We start from the raw sequence: 15,098 nt of genomic DNA, 5'->3' as shown, positions 1-15,098 counted from the left end.
ACGAGTTATTGAACCGTCAGCTTCGGCGTGATCATGCCGACCAGCCCTGCAAGTTTTTTTGCGCTGACCGTAGCCCGTCTGGTTTGATTGGGCATGAACGCTGAAAAGTCACCGAAGTGCAAATCATCGGCGGCAAGCGTCATGGTTTTCCCAGTGGAATCCGTCAGCGTAAATTCGGACGCATTCAGCACCGCAATACCATTGCCGGAATTCGTAATACGCAGAACCAAATCACCATTGGGCTCACGCGCCGTTTCTTGGATAGTTATTGCGGCTTTTGCAGCATTGGGAGAAACGATGATGTGGCTCAGAAAGTTGAAGCTAACTTTCACATCAGACGCTGTACTGCCTGCATTTGTGGTGCCCGTATATCCCGGCGCACTGACCGGCAATTGCGAAATCCGCACACCGTACATCCGCGCTTCGGTTAAGGCTGGCGCGCCAATATACCGGATCTGGACGGATTGCTCCTTTCCGGGCTCGATCGCTGACTGTGCAGGATAAACCAGGAAGTCGGCTTCTTCATCAATGCGCTTAGGTGTTCCGTTATCGTCAACTGTGGCGCGAAACGGAATGAGCTCAAGCGTTATGGTAACCGCTCCGGTGTTCTTAATCGACATGGTCAGATGCGAATCCGAACCGCTTGGCGCGATGGTCGCCAACATAGGTTGGACCTGATAACCTTGAGCCTGGGCAGCGCCAGGTACAATCGAGAAAAACAAACACGGGGCTATAGCCAATGAGCCTATTTTCATAACGGGTCCCTCCGCAAATCAAAATTGGGAAAAACAAGGGGTTGCTTTACCAGCAACCCCTTGTGTTGACGTACCTGTCAGACGGCACTGGCCGTAAAGGAGAATACCTCTGTATAGGTACCGGCAGGCGCTGCATTCGCCGGGAAGTTCTGCGAAGTAGGTGTATTGTTCGCATCCACCGCGACGTTCAGATTCATCGAAAGGACCAAGGGGATCCCGTTTGCTATCGGCTGCGTATAGCCAGCGTTCGACCGCGTAAACTTGTTCTGACCCTCGACGCCGCTTCCGGGATAGGTATCGGTTGCTGCGATGCCAAAAGCAGCGTCGCTCGGTGAATCAAGGATCATGTCATAGTTGATGCGGTTGGTAACCGGTCCGACCTGGTTCGTCAGATCGCCATTCTGCGACGTGACGACAAGCTTGGTGCCAGTCGCCGAATTACAGGACAATCGAAGATTTGCTACAGTCTGCGATGCAGCCATTGCAACCGAAGCGGTGCCACTGGAAACATTGGTGAGATTTACGTTGCAATAGGGAGCGACAATACCTTGAACAGTCAAGGTTTCAGCAAAAGCCGGTGCACTACCTGCCAATGCAGCAGAAGCAACGAAACCGAAGGCAAATAGTTTTGAAATTGACATTGCACTTTCCTTTTCATTTATCGTCGAAATTGACGATGAATATAAGTAGCAATGCAATAAATTTTGAATACATTCATATGAATAGATATGGTTATTAACTAATATTGACTAATTAATTTACACACATGAAATGACTGATATAAAGGCGTGTATTAATTTTTGAGCTTCAGCTGCATTCTTAACTTTAAGCTTCGCATATATTGATCGGATATGCGATCTAATGGTAAAGACAGAAAGCCCGAGGGAACGAGAAATTTCTTTGGGACACAGAGCTTTGGCGAGACCGTATAAAACGGGGGCCTCGGACCGGCTGATGCCGAAATGGTCAATAATCAATTGCATATCGCCATCCATTGTCGGGCGAATTTCACGTACATTTATCAGAAAACGATCCCGGCAAGCTTCGTTTATCATTGTTGCAGAAATGCCTATCCATTGATCCGGCGCGCTTTCACACAAGCATCGTTGGACCTCAGCGGTTTGGATCGCCCGCGACAACAAATCACGAACCGACTTGCAACGCCGTGACCATGCTAAACATCCCTCTCTGTCGATCCAGAGTTGGCCATCATCGAGCAACGCCCTAGCCGCTGCATTTGCATGCATGACCTTGCCATTATTATTGGTGATAAAGTGCGCGCTATTGTCCGCCTCGAACCATCCGGCGGAACTACTGTCGTTCGTAAATTCTGTACGTAGAGATATAGCATTTTGTAATTGCGGCGAGGTAAATGCGTGCATTGAACGATCTCCAAAAAAGGCTTTGCGGCTCCGGAGGAATTTAGCGATATTCTGGTCGTAACAACCGGTCGCCAGTTTATGTCCTGTCAGCATCAATGCACAGAGTTGACTACCCAAGGTCAAATGCAGCGTCGTTAGAGTGATTTAGCGCAAGCCAGCCCGGAAATATTGGGCCCACGAGCAGGCAGACGGCCAATAGCTTGCGCGCGACGACAGCTGGCACCTCAGCCACGGTGACTTAATCTGGCGGCTTGACCCGTAGAAATATCGAAGCATTTCGATCAGAAGCCTAGATTCACATCAAAGCGACTTGGTCTTGGAACAAACGCTCCGTTCACGCGTTTATCGGGCAGCGACTTGGTTTTGGAAACATCCATCACCCGGCGAAGAAAAGTGATATGGTCACTTTTGAGGGGGGATATGGTGGATAATGTTTTGGAATATGATGGCGCCAGCTGCAGAATGCGGTGGACCGAGCGTTTTCCCTTATTTGGGCAAAACCCCATTTTTGGATTGGCTTGTACCTTAGCGATTGTGGGCATGGCGTGGCTGTTTCGAATTGCCGCGGATACATGGCTTCCTTCGGGCTATCCTTACATCACATTTTTCCCGGCAGTCATCATAACAGCGTTTCTATTTGGGGTCAGACTTGGCAGCCTGTCCGCTGTACTGTGCGGACTAATTGCATGGTATTATTTCGTCGGCCCCGGCGAAACATTTAGTACCGATGGCGTGGAGGTTGCGCTCGCATTCTATGTGTTCGTCGTGGGGACGGATCTGTTGCTCGTTCATGGGATGCAATCAGCCAACAAACAGTTGATAAAAGAACGTGAAATTTCTTTGAATTTGGCAACGGCTAAAGCGCGGATACTCGATGAGCTGAAGCTGGGTATGGCCGAAAAGAAGCAGGCTATTGCTGACCTTGAAGACAGCGAAACAACAATGCATTTGGCGACGGAAACCGCAGGGATTGGACTTTGGCGATGGCATGTCCCATCCGGTAGAATCCATTGGGATCACGCGATGTTCGAAATCTACGGAATGTCGCCAACGGTAGACGGTTTCTTGAAATATAGTGACTACATTGGCCGCGTTCACCCCGATGATGCTGCTGAACAGGACGCGGTCCTTAAGGACACAATTACCCGATGTGGAACGAGCACCCGCGAATTTCGCATCCGGCGAACAGGCGACAACAAAATTCGACACATTCGCGCGGTGGAAATAGCGCGCGCCGATCTTGATGGACAAACCCAATGGGTCGTCGGCACAAACCTTGACGTCACGGAGCAGAAGGATCGTGACAGTCATGTCCAATTTCTGATGGGCGAGATAAACCATCGTGCGAAGAACCTGCTCGCCGTGGTTATGTCGGTAGCTCACCAGACCGGCGGCGGCGCCAATGCAGAGTTTGTTCGAAAATTTTCCGCGCGTATCCAGTCTTTATCGGCTAGTCAGAACATACTTGTTGCGAACAACTGGACGAGCGTTGCGCTGGAAAATCTGGTGCGTGCACAACTTGACCATTTTAAGGACCTGATTGGAAACCGGATCACGCTTGGAGGTAACACGGTGTACTTGTCACCCGCCGCGGTTCAAACCATCGGGATGGCGCTTCACGAATTGACAACAAACGCTAGCAAATATGGCGCTTTATCTAACGACTCTGGTCGTGTTGCTATTACTTGGCAGCACGAACCCGGTGAAGAGTCAGGCCGGTTCGTGATGAATTGGAATGAATTTGATGGCCCCTCGGTCGTTGCCCCGCAAAGAAAGGGCTTTGGATCAACGGTGACGGGTGAAGTTGTCAGGATGAGCCTTGGTGCCCGCATCACAACCGATTTTTCTTCCACCGGATTTTCGTGGCAGCTTGATTGCCCCATCGAAAACGTCATCGAAAGTGGCGAATGAATGGGCGATCAGTGCAACCCGAACACCGCATCAACGACGTTCGGTACCTTTTCGTTCGTAAACAGCACGATCCGGGAAAATGGATCTCGCTGGAATGTCCGTTCCTATCTCGCGGTTGTTAACGCAGCTTTATGCGGCAGGTTCGCGATCGAAACAACTGTCGTCAAACACTTCGAGTTGGTGCAGCTTCGGCAAAGTGTCGTCCCCATTCAGGCGCGCGAGGAGGTAGGCCACCGCGAGTAACATCTCCTCGGGATCATAAGGCTTAGGCATCGATCCGATCGCCACGGTTTTGGCTGAGCTCGCCCGGCTGACCTGTCCGCTGATAAGCAAAACCGGTATCCCCAAACCCTTGAGATGCTTCGAAAGTTCGATGCCATCGTCACCTTTGGCCAGCCGGATGTTGACCAACGCCAGATCCGGCTTTTCAGCTTTCGCGACTTCCATCGCCGCGTCGAGCCTATCCGTCAGGTCGAGTACCTTGTATCCCGCCTTCTGCAACTCGTCCCGGAGAAGTATCGAAACGAGCACCTCGTCCTCGACAATCATCAGGGTTTGAACCGTCTTGTTATCTTTTGCCGCCGTCATAATCGTTCCTCTACTCCTCAGGGTCTCATCGCGTGAGATGCGGGGCACGTGCCCTCGGGCGGATCAATCGCTGGTTCGGGTTCGTCTTCACCGGTGCGATGCGGCTATGCGTAATGGAAACCTAGGTGCCCAGGAGGTCGCGATCGTCAAAAGATGACGGTCGACAACCTTCGGGGCCACCATATGGATCAATAATGCACGGCAAGGGGTAAAGTTCCAGCCGTGGGAAATGCCGCACACGCGCCAGCGCTGCGGCTTTGCGTTTTTCACTTTCCTACAAATAACCATATTGGTTATTATTGTTGCGAAAGTGAGGGCTCGACGACAATGAAACATATTGACGCGCTGATTGATGACCTGATTGCCCGTGAAGGCGACTATGTAAATCATCCGGCGGACAGAGGCGGCCCGACCCGTTGGGGCATTACCGAGGCGGTGGCGCGTCGGCACGGCTATCATGACAAGATGACCCAGCTTCCCCGGACCGAAGCCGCAGCCATGTACAAACGCATATATTGGCATGCCCCCGGCTTTGCCGATGTCGCAGCGATTGCGCCAGATTTGGCGGCGGAATTGTTCGATACCGGCGTCAATATGGGCACGGGAACGGCAACGGGCTTTCTGCAACGCGCGTTGAACGCATTGAACCGGAATGGGCGCGACTATGCGGATATTGCGGCGGATCGCAAAATGGGTGCGACAACTTTGTCGGCGCTGTCTGCCTTTTTCGACAAGCGCGGACGCGCTGCAGAAAATGTTCTGCTGAAGGCAATGGATGCGCTGCAGGGTGCCCATTATGTCCGGTTGGCGGAGGCGCGGCCGTCACAGGAAGCCTTTCTGTATGGCTGGCTATCGAACCGTATTGGATAAATCAAAAAGGATTTCATTATGGCATTCGTTGACGGATTAATTGGGCCAATTGCCAGCATCATCGACAAAATCATTCCCGATCCGAAGGCGCGCGATACCGCCAAGCTTGAACTGCTTAAACTGCAGGGCAGTCAGGAGCTCGAGAATATAAAAACCCAGCTTTCGGGCATCTTGGCCGAAGCGCAATCGGCGGACCCATGGACAAGCAGAGCGCGGCCAAGCTTTTTATACATCATGTATGCAATGCTGCTCTGGGCTATTCCGATGGGGCTGATTTCCGCCGTCCAACCTGAAACCGCGGCGAACATTGCGGCGGGCATGAATGCCTATCTCAACGGCCTGCCAGAACCATTATATGCGCTATTTGGTACAGGCTATCTTGGTTACACCGTCGCGCGCCAATGGGGCATTTCCCGGGGCACGGAAAAATAGTTGCGTATGACGGCCTTCATCCGTTACGCCTGACTACCCAATTGTAATGCATGGGACTGAGGAGAACCAATATGAAGAAACTTGTCGCAACTGTTGCCGCTCTCGCGTTCACAATTTCGCTCGCTGCATGCGGCGAAGCTGGCGAAAAGGCAGCTGAAGAAACCGCCGAAGCAGCCGAAGCAACTGGCGAAGCTGTTGAAGCTGGCGCAGAAAATGCCATGACTGCTGCTGAAGGTGCCGCTGACGCCACTGCAGAAGCAGCAGGCGAAGCTGCCGACGCAACCGCTGATGCCGCTGACAATGCAATGAAGGAAGAAGAAGACAAGTAAGAGTCTTTTTCCCGAATACACATGAAGCCCGCCCTGCCCGGTGCAGCGGCGGGCTTTTTGTGACATTTTACCTTATGCGAAGTCAGGAAATAAGGACGCCAGGGTTCTTGCGGGGTCTAAACCATGTTGCCGCGCCAGCGCATCGCCGCGCATCGCGAACAGTTGCATCGCAAACGGCGTCGCCATACAGTCGGAAAAAGCAAATTCGGGCGGGGGGTATTGCGGGTGTCAGTCACACATGAAAACATGGGCCACGCCATAAGCACAAAACCGCGCTGGTGGTTGATCCTGATCGGATTGGCGATCGTTCTGGCGGGCGCGTTTCTCGCCCAAAGCGTTCGAACGGCAGATGGCACAATCGTGCGCGATATAAGGTTTAAAGGCACCAATGGGACAGTCATGAGCGCTTTGCTCTATGTCCCCAGAAACGCCACGCCAGCGACACCCGCGCCGGGCATAGTTACCGTCCACGGTTACATAAACTCGCGCGAGACGCAGGACGGTTTTGCGATTGAATTTGCGCGCAGGGGCTATGTGGTTTTGTCCCTCGATCAAACCGGCCATGGCTACAGTCAGGGGCCGGCATTCTCAAACGGCTTTGGCGGCCCTGATGGTTTGAAATATTTGCGGTCTTTGCCGATGGTCGATGTTGATCAAATCGGACTGGAAGGACACAGCATGGGCGGCTGGGCAGTGCTTGCCGCGGCCGCTGCCATGCCCAACGCTTATGCGTCAATGGTTCTGGAGGGGTCATCCACCGGCGCGCCTTTCGCGCAGGAAGGATCGCCCAACTGGCCACGCAATATTGCTGTGGTTTTCAGCCGCTACGACGAGTTTTCGAACTTGATGTGGGGCGTTGCCCGTGCGCAGGATGTCGCGAAAAGCAGCAAGCTGCAAACATTGTTTGGCACGAAGGCGCCTGTTGTCGGAAACCGGTTATATGGCAGCGTTGCGGACGGAACCGCGCGCAAGCTTTATCATCCGGCAACAACACATCCGGGTGACCATGCATCCACGGCAGCCATTGGACACGCGATTGATTGGTTTGGAACCACGCTGACCGGTGGCACGCCCAAACCGGCAAACGATCAAATATGGTATTGGAAAGAATTGGGTACGGGCATTGGCCTTGTCGGTTTTGTGATGATTATGCTCGGCGCGTTTGATGCGCTTGTCCGATTACCCCTATTCGCGTCGGTGAAGGGCGCGCCGGTCCCTCCGTCGGCAGAACGCGATCGCGCGTGGTGGAAAGACTTCGCGTTAAGCACCGGGCTTCCCGCTCTGTTATTCTTTCCGACATTCATTGCCGCCTATCTTCTTCTTCCGGCGTCGCAATGGCTCCCGCAAGCGGTCACCACGCAAATCACACTTTGGGCTGTAACCAGCGCTGGTGTGAGCCTTTTGATCGGTCGCATGATGGGACACCGCATTGCCACGCATCAATCCAACTGGCTTAAATCCATATTGTTAGCTCTGGCGACGGTGGCGGCTGGCTATGCCGCGCTCTTGCTCGTCGATATGCTGTTCCTGACCGACTTTCGGCTTTGGGTCGTCGCGGTCAAGTTGCCAAGTGCAAGGCAATGGGGGATTGCCGCGATCTACATCGTGCCGCTTACCCTCGCCTTTTTGGTGACAACCAAGTCACTGGCCAACGCAACAGTCCGCAGTGACAGCGCCGGGCAGCGTTATCTGGCGGCAATATGCAAGCTCACCACGGGCTTCATAATGTTGTTGGGCGTCATTTACGGCCTGCTGTTCATGACCGGTTCGCTGATTACGGCATTTGATCCGCTCAGCACCGTCATTGCGATCCAGTTTGTACCCGTCCTTATTGCGATCGCCATCATCGCAACATTCACGTGGCAACGCACGGGCAGCTATCGTTCGGGCGGGCTGATCGCCGGAATTTTGGTGACACTGTACGCCGTTGCCGGAACAGCGACGCAAATCTGATCTGATGCACGCAAACTGATAGCCATGGAACGTTAGGCAACCTCCAAATAAAGCCAAAATATGGTGCACCCAACTGGATTCGAACCAGTGGCCCCCAGATTAGGAATCTGATGCTCTATCCTGCTGAGCTATGGGTGCTGCGGCGCAAGCCATAGCTGCGCGCTATCGGGTGGTCAATTTTTAGCAGAAGGTGGCACGACTGGAAAAAGGAGCGGGGCAACCTGCACACCTTCCTCCATCAATGCCTTGGCTTCATCGGCGCTTGTTTCGCCGTGGATGATGCGATCTGCTTCTTCGCCATAATGGATCGCGCGGGCGGCTTCGGCAAACTGGCTGCCGACCCATTGCGATTGTTTCAGCATCTCGGTTTGCGCAACGGCAAGCTTTTGAACAAACTCAACAACTGCGGGCGGCAGCGCTTCGGTTTTCGAAGGTTCAGCTGCGGCGGTTGGCGCGGCTACATCGGCGATAGGAACCGGCACGCTGCGTTGATTGCCCTTTTTGGGCACATGCGGCACGGACAGCGCCTTTTGCACCGCTATGTCATTACACACCGGACAGGCCAGCAGCCCGGACGATTGCTGCTTGGAATAATCTTCGGATGACGCAAACCAGCCTTCGAAACGATGTCCGTTGCTGCAATTCAGGTCAAACGCGATCATTATGCCCCGCGCGGCCCTAGCAACGCGTCGAGCTTCCCTTGATTTTCCAATGCGCGCAAATCATCAGAGCCGCCTATTGGCGTATCATTGATCAGGATTTGCGGCACCGTCTGCGCACCGGGCACACGCGCCACCATTTCGTCGCGCTTTGCGCCACCCATGCTTATGTCATATTCGGTATATTGGACGCCCTTGCCGTCGAGCAATTGCTTGGCACGGACACAATAAGGGCATGCGAATTTGGTGTAGATTTCAACTTTTGCGGTCATAAAAGTGAAATGGTGCCCAGCCGCCATCAAGTCAAGCATCCAGAGCAGTTACTTTTGCTCTACGCTTTCTCCGCGCAAGGCACGTGCCCAGCAGAACAGCTGAATCCACGACGCACCACTTCGTTTCAAAACCGATATGCAGCCATCACTCGTCGCACCGGTGGTCAGGACATCGTCGATCAGAATGATGTGGCTGCCCTTTAATCGGCCCTTCCATTTGGGATGCACGGAAAATGCCTGCCCAACGGCTTTACGGCGGCCCTTGGCATTTAGGCCACGCATGCTCGGCGTGCGTTTGTGCCGGACGAGTATGTCAGGGACAAAAGCGATGCCGCTTTGCGCCGAGAGCGCGCGGCCGATCAACGCGGACTGATTGAAGCTGCGCGACCACATGCGCGTCCAATGCAAAGGAACAGGAGTGATGATGATATTGTCTCGATCCTCGGGCAAATGGCGAACCAGCTGCTGCGCAATCACGCGGGCCAATCCGATCTTTCCGCTATATTTTTGCCGGAGTGCGACCTTTGCAGACAGGTCGTCATATTTCACCGCGGCGCGAATGCCGTCATGCTTGGGTGGCTTGACCAGACATGCTGCGCAATAGCTATCCGCACCTCGGTCATATTCAAATGGCGTTGCGCATCCATGGCACCATGGCGGGGCAAGAAACTGCAATTGTTACCAGCAATCAACGCAAAATGGTCCGCCAGCGGGCGTTATCGTGCCGCAGCATGGGCAGCGTTCGGGCAGCGCCCAATTGAGCGCAGCACGGAAAATGTGGCGGGTGATGGCCATGAAGACTTGTCGGATAAAGCCAGTGTCTGCACAAGGCCGAAATGACCAGCGAGACCAACCCGCCTGAAATATTTGACCGTCAGCGCCGCCGCGCGCTGCGTGAGCGTGCATCACGGCGTCAGGGCGATCAATTTCTGTGGCGCCATATTGCGCAGGATCTTGGCGAACGGCTGAGATTTGTGACGCGCGCGTTCGAACATGCGTTGATTATTGGACCGATTGCGCAGTGGCAGAAGGACATTCTGCCTGCGGACATGCGTTGCACGCATATGCCGTTGATATCATTAGGCGGCGCTGAAGACACACAGAACGGATGTGAAGAGGACCGCCTGCGCTTTCCGCCTGCATCGTTCGATCTGGTTATCTCGGCTGGCACCTTGGACAGCGTTAACGATCTGCCCGGCGCGCTTATCCAAATCCGGCGGACACTCAAACCGGATGGATTGTTTCTCGGCCATATGTTTGGCGCAGGGACGCTGGCCACATTGAAATCAATGTTTCTGGAATCTGACGCCGATCAGGTTCGGCCACATATGCACCCGCAAATCGACTTGCGCAGCGCGGCCGATTTGATCGTGCGCGCCGGGTTTGCCTTGCCCGTTGCGGATCAGGACGTGACGGAGGTGCGGTATAGCAACTGGCGCGGCATAGTGTCTGATGTGCGCGATGCCGGGATAGGCAATGCCTTGGCCGGACCGCGGGCATATCTCGGCAAGAACGTCATCAATCGGCTGGACCGGCTTTTTGCGGCACGCGCAGACGCCCATGGCAAAGTGCCGGAATATTTCACGCATCTGTTCCTGAGCGGTTGGGCGCCGTCTGAAAATCAACCCCGCCCAGCCAAAAGGGGAAGTGCGCAAGTTTCGCTTGCCGATATACTGTCCAAAAATCCCGAAAATTAAATGCGTTTAAGCCGTTCAACGAGCGGATAATCCGCGGGCGGCATTGGCAGCGCAGCCATGTCGTTTGGATGCACCCATGCAATTTCAGACGCAAAATGCGGCGTGGGCGTGCCTTCCCACGTCACGCATCTATACAATAACAGCAGCAAATGTCGGCCGCCCAATGGCTCGCTTGCAAAGGTTTCGGGTAAAAGGTCTTGAGGGCTTACGGAGATCCCAAGCTCTTCAAACAGCTCCCGTGCAAGCGCAGCTTCGGGCGTTTCACCCGGTTCGACCTTGCCACCCGGGAACTCCCACAACCCACCCATAGAGGCATGGTCCGGACGCTTTTGCAGGAGAATCGCGCCGCTCTCGTTGGTTAATGCCGCGGCAACAACGAACAATGTTGTCAGATTTTTTTCCATAATCTCATCATGTTGCAAGCTTTTATTAACCCTTGTGTGGGATTTTCCGGATGCCCGCAACCAAGGATCGAAGGGGGACCAATAAAATGTTGGAACTCATTCGACTCATTCAAAAATGCGACCAAGGGGCGACGGCAGTGGAATATAGTTTGATCGTGGCGTTGATCATTATCGCAGTGATGGCTTCTCTCGGGACCGTTGCAAACGGAATACAGGATATTGGGAATAAAGTGTCCACTGAGCTATCAACCTCTTAGATTTAACATACATATAAACTAATTAGTAACCATTGATGATGTACACGCTGATGACGGTTAATATCTACAAAACCGCCCGGGTGAATAAATTAATAACAGGAGACCTAAGATGAAATTTATCAAGAAAATCTTTAAGCGTGAAAACGGCGCGACTGCAATTGAATATGGCTTGATCGCAGCCTTGGTTGCAGTTGCTGCAATGGTTGGAATGCGCAGCCTCGGTGCCGCCCTGAACACCCAATTTACCAACGTCGGCAATAAACTGAACGTCACTTAATATTCAGGCGCCAAGCCTGAACAATTAAAAAAGGGCGGGAACTTCACGGTTCCCGCCCTTTTTATTTAATATGTGACAATCTTCACCCTCTGCCCCGGACGCAACGCTGCATTGAAGGTCAGGCCATTCAGCGCAAGAAATCGATCGGTCTGCAGCGACGGGTAAGCCATACGCTTTGCCAGCGACGCCACAGTGTCTGTGCGCGCCACCGTCACGACGCGTAATGTGCGCGGTTTCACCTCTGCTGCTTGCGCATTGCTCAATCGGGACATGCTTTCAAACATGCCGTCAAACGGTCGTGCATTGGCGGCGGTAATTGTCACAAAATGAAATGCGGTTCCGGGCGACCATTCATAGGCATAGACAGACACGGCGCGCTGCCCCTGCTGCGTATTGACGACGCTGCGGGCGTAAAATGCCGGGATGCCATTAACCGTTGTCTTGCCGATATCGCGGACTGGAATGGTCATGTTCTTGCCGGCAACAGATTTAAACGCATTGCTGACATAAGCATCACGATTGCCGTCGAACGCTGCGGATGTGAACATCGCCTTGCCCGTGTTGCCGTTTATGGAGACGGCTTCATTTCCGTTTTGCATGCCAAAACCGGTTGGCGCGGTGAACCGCATTTTTAATTGCGGATGGATGAATGCCTGCCCCTCAATGACGCCTTGGTCCGGATCGTCACCATAGAGCATGCCGTCAATGGCGGCGAAGTGGGCGTCGGCGTTGCGCACATTGCTCGCCGGATAGGATTTTGATCGCGTGACCGCACGGACAACACGCCGCGCGGGATCGGGGTGCGTACTCGCCCATTCGGGCACCGCATTGTCACCAAGTCCAGCGACCCGCGAATCAAGGCTTGTCTGCAATGCCAACGCATTCAGCATCGATGATAATGCGCTTGGGTCATAGCCGGCCTTACTCAGATAGCGGATGCCGAAGTCATCAGCCTCTTCTTCCTGTGTCCGCGAATATTTTAGGCTGAAAACTTGTGCCAGCGGACCCGCATATTGCTTAAGCCCAGCGCCGACAGCGCCAAGCCATCCAGCGGAATCGCCAAGCACTGAACCCAAAATCGTGCCGCCTATGCCCAATATGTTGGCAAATGTAGCGTTACTCTGGCGCTTTTCGCTGTGGCGCGCGGCAGTGTGTCCGACTTCATGGCCCAATACGCCCGCCATCTCTGCCTCGCTATTGCACAAGGCAACCAGTTGGCGTGTGATGTAAACATAGCCGCCCGGAAGCGCGAAAGCGTTGTTCACGGACGAATTCAGCAAGGTGACGTTAAAATCATCCTGCGAATTGCCAAGGCCGGATTGCGCCGCAATGTTTTTGCCAACGCGCACAACATAGGCCGTCTGTGGGCTCTGCATCGGACTGCCAAATTCTTTCAGAATTTCGGTGTGATATTTCGCGCCCTCTGCCTTTTCTTGGGCGGTGAATGCGCGTGGCGCGGCGGGCTGCTTCGTTTTTGCATCTGCCGGAAGACTGCCAACCATTGCCGTCAATCCAAGGATTGCCGCGCCAGTAGCCATGATAATTTTCGAATTGCGCATCCATGTCCTCCTAAAATCAGGAAAACCTAATTTATCACATTATCTTGCGCACCGACGTAAATTCTTGTGCCGCTGCAAACCGTGCAACAACTAAATAGGCTTACGCACCCATCGCTAAGAATTTTGCCCGGCGTTGCTGTAGAAGCTCTTTCGACGAAAAGGCGGAGAGCGCAGCAATTTCCTCATCAATCGCCTTCGCAAGCGATGCAGCCGCAAGCGCATGGTCGCGATGCGCACCGCCCATGGGTTCTTTGACGATTCGGTCGATAATCCGAAGCGCTTTCAAATCATCGGCCGTCATTTTCATGGCCTGCGCAGCATCCGCCGCCTTGTCGCCGGTCCGCCATAGGATCGATGCGCAGCCTTCTGGGGAAATGACGGAGTATACGGCATATTCAAACATCAAGATGCGGTCTGCAGCCGCAAGTGCGACAGCGCCGCCCGAACCGCCCTCACCCACGATGCAGGCGATCATCGGCACGCCAAGCGCGAGGCATTTTTCTGTGGAGCGGGCGATGGCTTCGGCCTGTCCGCGCTCTTCGGCCTGAATACCCGGAAACGCACCCGATGTATCGACGAGGCTCACCACCGGAATACCGAACCGGTCGGCAAGTTCCATCAGCCTTATGGCTTTGCGATAGCCTTCTGGCTTCCCCATACCGAAATTATGGCGAAGACGGCTTTGCGTGTCATCACCCTTTTCATGGCCAATGACCATGACGCGCCGGCCGTTGAGTCGGGCGAGCCCGCCGATAATGGCCTGATCATCGCCAAAGGCGCGGTCGCCGGCCAAGGGCATGAAATCTTCAAAAATCGACGCGATGAAATCTTTAAAATGCGGCCGTTCAGGATGGCGCGCGACCTGCGTTTTCTGCCACGCGGTCAGGTTTGCGTAGGTGTCCTTAAGCTGCTTGTCCGCTTTGTCGCGCAGCTTGCCAATTTCGGCGCTGACGTCGACGTCGCTTTCGCGCGCTGCATCCTGCAGTTCAATAATACGTGCTTCCAAAGCGGCGACAGGTTTTTCGAATTCAAGATATACCATCATGATTGCCGGTTAGAGCCTGTCGCGCCACGGGTCAACGTGCGCATTGCCAGCGGGTGCCTGCGGTTGACCAACTCCACCAGACGGCTGCTGTCCACATGCGTGTAAATTTGCGTCGTGGCGATATCGACATGGCCCAACATCGCCTGAAGCGCCCGAAGGTTCGCACCGCCCGCCAAAAGATGCGTTGCAAAGGCATGCCGCAGGACATGGGGGCTCACCTTGGCCGGATCTAAACCGGCCTCAGCGGCGAGCGCCTTGATAATCTGGAACAGCCTTATGCGGCTGATATGCCCGGTACGCGACGGAAACAAAAAACGCGATTTTTCCGGTACGAACGCAAGCCATGCCCCCACCGCCTGCCGCGCACGATTTGAAATGGGCACCATCCGTTCCTTCGCGCCCTTACCCTTGACGATGATGAACGGCTTGTCCGACACGATTGCACTGCGCGGCAGCGCCACCAGCTCGGTCGCACGCAAACCGGAACCGTAAAGTAACTCAATCAAGGCGGAGAGCCGATAGTCGGTGGAGGCAGGCGCGGGCTGCGTAAGCTTCGCCTCGATTGCGGCGAACAAAAGATCGACCTCTTTTGTATCAAGGATTTTCGGTAGCGCGCGCACTTGCGACGGCTTGGGCAAAGCGGCGGACGGATTATCATCGCGAAAACCCTCCTCATGCAAAAAACCGAAAAAGCGCCGGAGCACCGAT

Annotated in this window: 18 protein-coding genes, 1 tRNA gene and 1 pseudogene; 8 read left to right on the top strand and 12 right to left on the bottom strand. The window is 54.1% G+C overall.

The genetic code is table 11. From position 1 onward, the window contains the following. Positions 1 to 5: 5 nt before the first annotated feature. The 3 genes from ACIQ0G_RS02315 to ACIQ0G_RS02305 all read right to left on the bottom strand — a co-directional run bounded on the left by ACIQ0G_RS02315 (position 6) and on the right by ACIQ0G_RS02305 (position 2,137). A complete protein-coding gene (locus ACIQ0G_RS02315) occupies positions 6 to 755 on the bottom strand; it encodes a hypothetical protein (RefSeq protein ID WP_397576509.1) in 750 nt (249 codons plus the stop codon). Between the two features lie 77 nt (positions 756 to 832). Then, positions 833 to 1,396: a hypothetical protein gene (locus tag ACIQ0G_RS02310; RefSeq protein ID WP_397576508.1), complete on the bottom strand. Its 564-nt coding sequence runs from the start codon at positions 1,394 to 1,396 to the stop codon at positions 833 to 835. 117 nt (positions 1,397 to 1,513) lie between these two features. Beyond that, positions 1,514 to 2,137 carry a helix-turn-helix transcriptional regulator gene (locus ACIQ0G_RS02305; RefSeq protein WP_397576507.1) on the bottom strand — a complete coding sequence of 208 codons (624 nt, stop codon included), beginning with the start codon at positions 2,135 to 2,137 and terminating at the stop codon, positions 1,514 to 1,516. A gap of 420 nt (positions 2,138 to 2,557) precedes the next feature. Between ACIQ0G_RS02305 and ACIQ0G_RS02300 the strand changes: the two genes are divergently transcribed. Then, positions 2,558 to 4,048 (top strand): HWE histidine kinase domain-containing protein, encoded by a 1,491-nt coding sequence (locus tag ACIQ0G_RS02300; RefSeq protein WP_397576506.1) that lies wholly within the window; start codon positions 2,558 to 2,560, stop codon positions 4,046 to 4,048. A gap of 129 nt (positions 4,049 to 4,177) precedes the next feature. Here the strand turns inward: ACIQ0G_RS02300 and ACIQ0G_RS02295 are convergent, their stop codons facing one another. Further along, positions 4,178 to 4,636 (bottom strand): response regulator, encoded by a 459-nt coding sequence (locus ACIQ0G_RS02295; protein WP_397576505.1) that lies wholly within the window; start codon positions 4,634 to 4,636, stop codon positions 4,178 to 4,180. Positions 4,637 to 4,963: 327 nt separating this feature from the next. Here ACIQ0G_RS02295 and ACIQ0G_RS02290 point away from each other — a divergent pair, with 327 nt between their 5' ends. The 4 genes and pseudogenes from ACIQ0G_RS02290 to ACIQ0G_RS02275 all read left to right on the top strand — a co-directional run. Next, a complete protein-coding gene (locus tag ACIQ0G_RS02290) occupies positions 4,964 to 5,506 on the top strand; it encodes a glycoside hydrolase family 108 protein (protein ID WP_397576504.1) in 543 nt (180 codons plus the stop codon). Positions 5,507 to 5,524: 18 nt separating this feature from the next. Continuing rightward, positions 5,525 to 5,938, top strand: a complete 414-nt coding sequence (locus tag ACIQ0G_RS02285; RefSeq protein WP_397576503.1) for a holin family protein — start codon at positions 5,525 to 5,527, stop codon at positions 5,936 to 5,938. A 71-nt stretch (positions 5,939 to 6,009) separates the two neighbouring features. After that, positions 6,010 to 6,267 (top strand): hypothetical protein, encoded by a 258-nt coding sequence (locus ACIQ0G_RS02280; protein WP_397576502.1) that lies wholly within the window; start codon positions 6,010 to 6,012, stop codon positions 6,265 to 6,267. A gap of 123 nt (positions 6,268 to 6,390) precedes the next feature. After that, a pseudogene (locus ACIQ0G_RS02275) lies at positions 6,391 to 7,050 on the top strand (alpha/beta hydrolase family protein); the annotation flags it as partial. 1,231 nt (positions 7,051 to 8,281) lie between these two features. Here the strand turns inward: ACIQ0G_RS02275 and ACIQ0G_RS02270 are convergent. The 4 genes from ACIQ0G_RS02270 to ACIQ0G_RS02255 form a co-directional block, all read right to left on the bottom strand. Then, a tRNA-Arg gene (locus ACIQ0G_RS02270) sits at positions 8,282 to 8,358 on the bottom strand. A gap of 35 nt (positions 8,359 to 8,393) precedes the next feature. Beyond that, complete coding sequence (locus tag ACIQ0G_RS02265) at positions 8,394 to 8,882, bottom strand: DUF1178 family protein (RefSeq protein ID WP_397576501.1); 489 nt, start codon at positions 8,880 to 8,882, stop codon at positions 8,394 to 8,396. Further along, positions 8,882 to 9,151 (bottom strand): glutaredoxin 3, encoded by a 270-nt coding sequence (gene grxC / locus ACIQ0G_RS02260; protein WP_397576500.1) that lies wholly within the window; start codon positions 9,149 to 9,151, stop codon positions 8,882 to 8,884. The genes ACIQ0G_RS02265 and grxC overlap by 1 nt, the downstream gene beginning before the upstream one ends. Before the next feature lie 48 nt (positions 9,152 to 9,199). Continuing rightward, positions 9,200 to 9,826 (bottom strand): ComF family protein, encoded by a 627-nt coding sequence (locus ACIQ0G_RS02255; RefSeq protein WP_397576499.1) that lies wholly within the window; start codon positions 9,824 to 9,826, stop codon positions 9,200 to 9,202. Between the two features lie 161 nt (positions 9,827 to 9,987). On the opposite strand from ACIQ0G_RS02255, the gene ACIQ0G_RS02250 reads away from it, so the two are divergent. Then, positions 9,988 to 10,848, top strand: a complete 861-nt coding sequence (locus ACIQ0G_RS02250) for a class I SAM-dependent methyltransferase (protein WP_397576498.1) — start codon at positions 9,988 to 9,990, stop codon at positions 10,846 to 10,848. Here the strand turns inward: ACIQ0G_RS02250 and ACIQ0G_RS02245 are convergent. Next, entirely contained in the window at positions 10,845 to 11,252 is a 408-nt protein-coding gene (locus ACIQ0G_RS02245) for a (deoxy)nucleoside triphosphate pyrophosphohydrolase (RefSeq protein WP_397576497.1), read from the bottom strand. The two genes, ACIQ0G_RS02250 and ACIQ0G_RS02245, sit on opposite strands and share 4 nt — an antisense overlap. 50 nt (positions 11,253 to 11,302) lie before the next feature. Between ACIQ0G_RS02245 and ACIQ0G_RS02240 the strand changes: the two genes are divergently transcribed. Beyond that, positions 11,303 to 11,509, top strand: a complete 207-nt coding sequence (locus tag ACIQ0G_RS02240) for a Flp family type IVb pilin (protein ID WP_397576496.1) — start codon at positions 11,303 to 11,305, stop codon at positions 11,507 to 11,509. Positions 11,510 to 11,618: 109 nt separating this feature from the next. Then, positions 11,619 to 11,786, top strand: a complete 168-nt coding sequence (locus ACIQ0G_RS02235) for a Flp family type IVb pilin (protein ID WP_397576495.1) — start codon at positions 11,619 to 11,621, stop codon at positions 11,784 to 11,786. A gap of 65 nt (positions 11,787 to 11,851) precedes the next feature. On the opposite strand, the gene ACIQ0G_RS02230 is transcribed toward ACIQ0G_RS02235, so the two are convergent. The 3 genes from ACIQ0G_RS02230 to ACIQ0G_RS02220 form a co-directional block, all read right to left on the bottom strand. Then, positions 11,852 to 13,345: a M48 family metalloprotease gene (locus tag ACIQ0G_RS02230; RefSeq protein WP_397576494.1), complete on the bottom strand. Its 1,494-nt coding sequence runs from the start codon at positions 13,343 to 13,345 to the stop codon at positions 11,852 to 11,854. Positions 13,346 to 13,445: 100 nt separating this feature from the next. Next, a complete protein-coding gene (locus ACIQ0G_RS02225; protein ID WP_397576493.1) occupies positions 13,446 to 14,390 on the bottom strand; it encodes an acetyl-CoA carboxylase carboxyltransferase subunit alpha in 945 nt (314 codons plus the stop codon). Further along, the coding region (locus ACIQ0G_RS02220; RefSeq protein WP_397576492.1) for a tyrosine-type recombinase/integrase at positions 14,387 to 15,098 on the bottom strand (712 nt) is incomplete at its 5' end. The genes ACIQ0G_RS02225 and ACIQ0G_RS02220, both read right to left, overlap by 4 nt.

Origin of the sequence: Sphingorhabdus sp., from assembly GCF_044354325.1 — a bacterium.
GTDB lineage: Bacteria > Pseudomonadota > Alphaproteobacteria > Sphingomonadales > Sphingomonadaceae > Sphingorhabdus_B.
The sequence above is the reverse complement of the archived record's forward strand: the minus strand, read 5'-3'. Positions and strand labels throughout refer to the sequence as shown.

Coding starts and splice junctions, on each gene's coding strand:
- grxC (WP_397576500.1), bottom strand. CDS start 9,151: ATGACCGCAAAAGTTGAAATCTACACCAAATTCGCATGCCCTTATTGT.
- ACIQ0G_RS02245 (WP_397576497.1), bottom strand. CDS start 11,252: ATGGAAAAAAATCTGACAACATTGTTCGTTGTTGCCGCGGCATTAACC.
- ACIQ0G_RS02290 (WP_397576504.1), top strand. CDS start 4,964: ATGAAACATATTGACGCGCTGATTGATGACCTGATTGCCCGTGAAGGC.
- ACIQ0G_RS02300 (WP_397576506.1), top strand. CDS start 2,558: ATGGTGGATAATGTTTTGGAATATGATGGCGCCAGCTGCAGAATGCGG.
- ACIQ0G_RS02285 (WP_397576503.1), top strand. CDS start 5,525: ATGGCATTCGTTGACGGATTAATTGGGCCAATTGCCAGCATCATCGAC.
- ACIQ0G_RS02265 (WP_397576501.1), bottom strand. CDS start 8,882: ATGATCGCGTTTGACCTGAATTGCAGCAACGGACATCGTTTCGAAGGC.
- ACIQ0G_RS02295 (WP_397576505.1), bottom strand. CDS start 4,636: ATGACGGCGGCAAAAGATAACAAGACGGTTCAAACCCTGATGATTGTC.
- ACIQ0G_RS02235 (WP_397576495.1), top strand. CDS start 11,619: ATGAAATTTATCAAGAAAATCTTTAAGCGTGAAAACGGCGCGACTGCA.
- ACIQ0G_RS02240 (WP_397576496.1), top strand. CDS start 11,303: ATGCCCGCAACCAAGGATCGAAGGGGGACCAATAAAATGTTGGAACTC.
- ACIQ0G_RS02280 (WP_397576502.1), top strand. CDS start 6,010: ATGAAGAAACTTGTCGCAACTGTTGCCGCTCTCGCGTTCACAATTTCG.
- ACIQ0G_RS02230 (WP_397576494.1), bottom strand. CDS start 13,345: ATGCGCAATTCGAAAATTATCATGGCTACTGGCGCGGCAATCCTTGGA.
- ACIQ0G_RS02305 (WP_397576507.1), bottom strand. CDS start 2,137: ATGCACGCATTTACCTCGCCGCAATTACAAAATGCTATATCTCTACGT.
- ACIQ0G_RS02225 (WP_397576493.1), bottom strand. CDS start 14,390: ATGATGGTATATCTTGAATTCGAAAAACCTGTCGCCGCTTTGGAAGCA.
- ACIQ0G_RS02315 (WP_397576509.1), bottom strand. CDS start 755: ATGAAAATAGGCTCATTGGCTATAGCCCCGTGTTTGTTTTTCTCGATT.
- ACIQ0G_RS02310 (WP_397576508.1), bottom strand. CDS start 1,396: ATGTCAATTTCAAAACTATTTGCCTTCGGTTTCGTTGCTTCTGCTGCA.
- ACIQ0G_RS02250 (WP_397576498.1), top strand. CDS start 9,988: ATGACCAGCGAGACCAACCCGCCTGAAATATTTGACCGTCAGCGCCGC.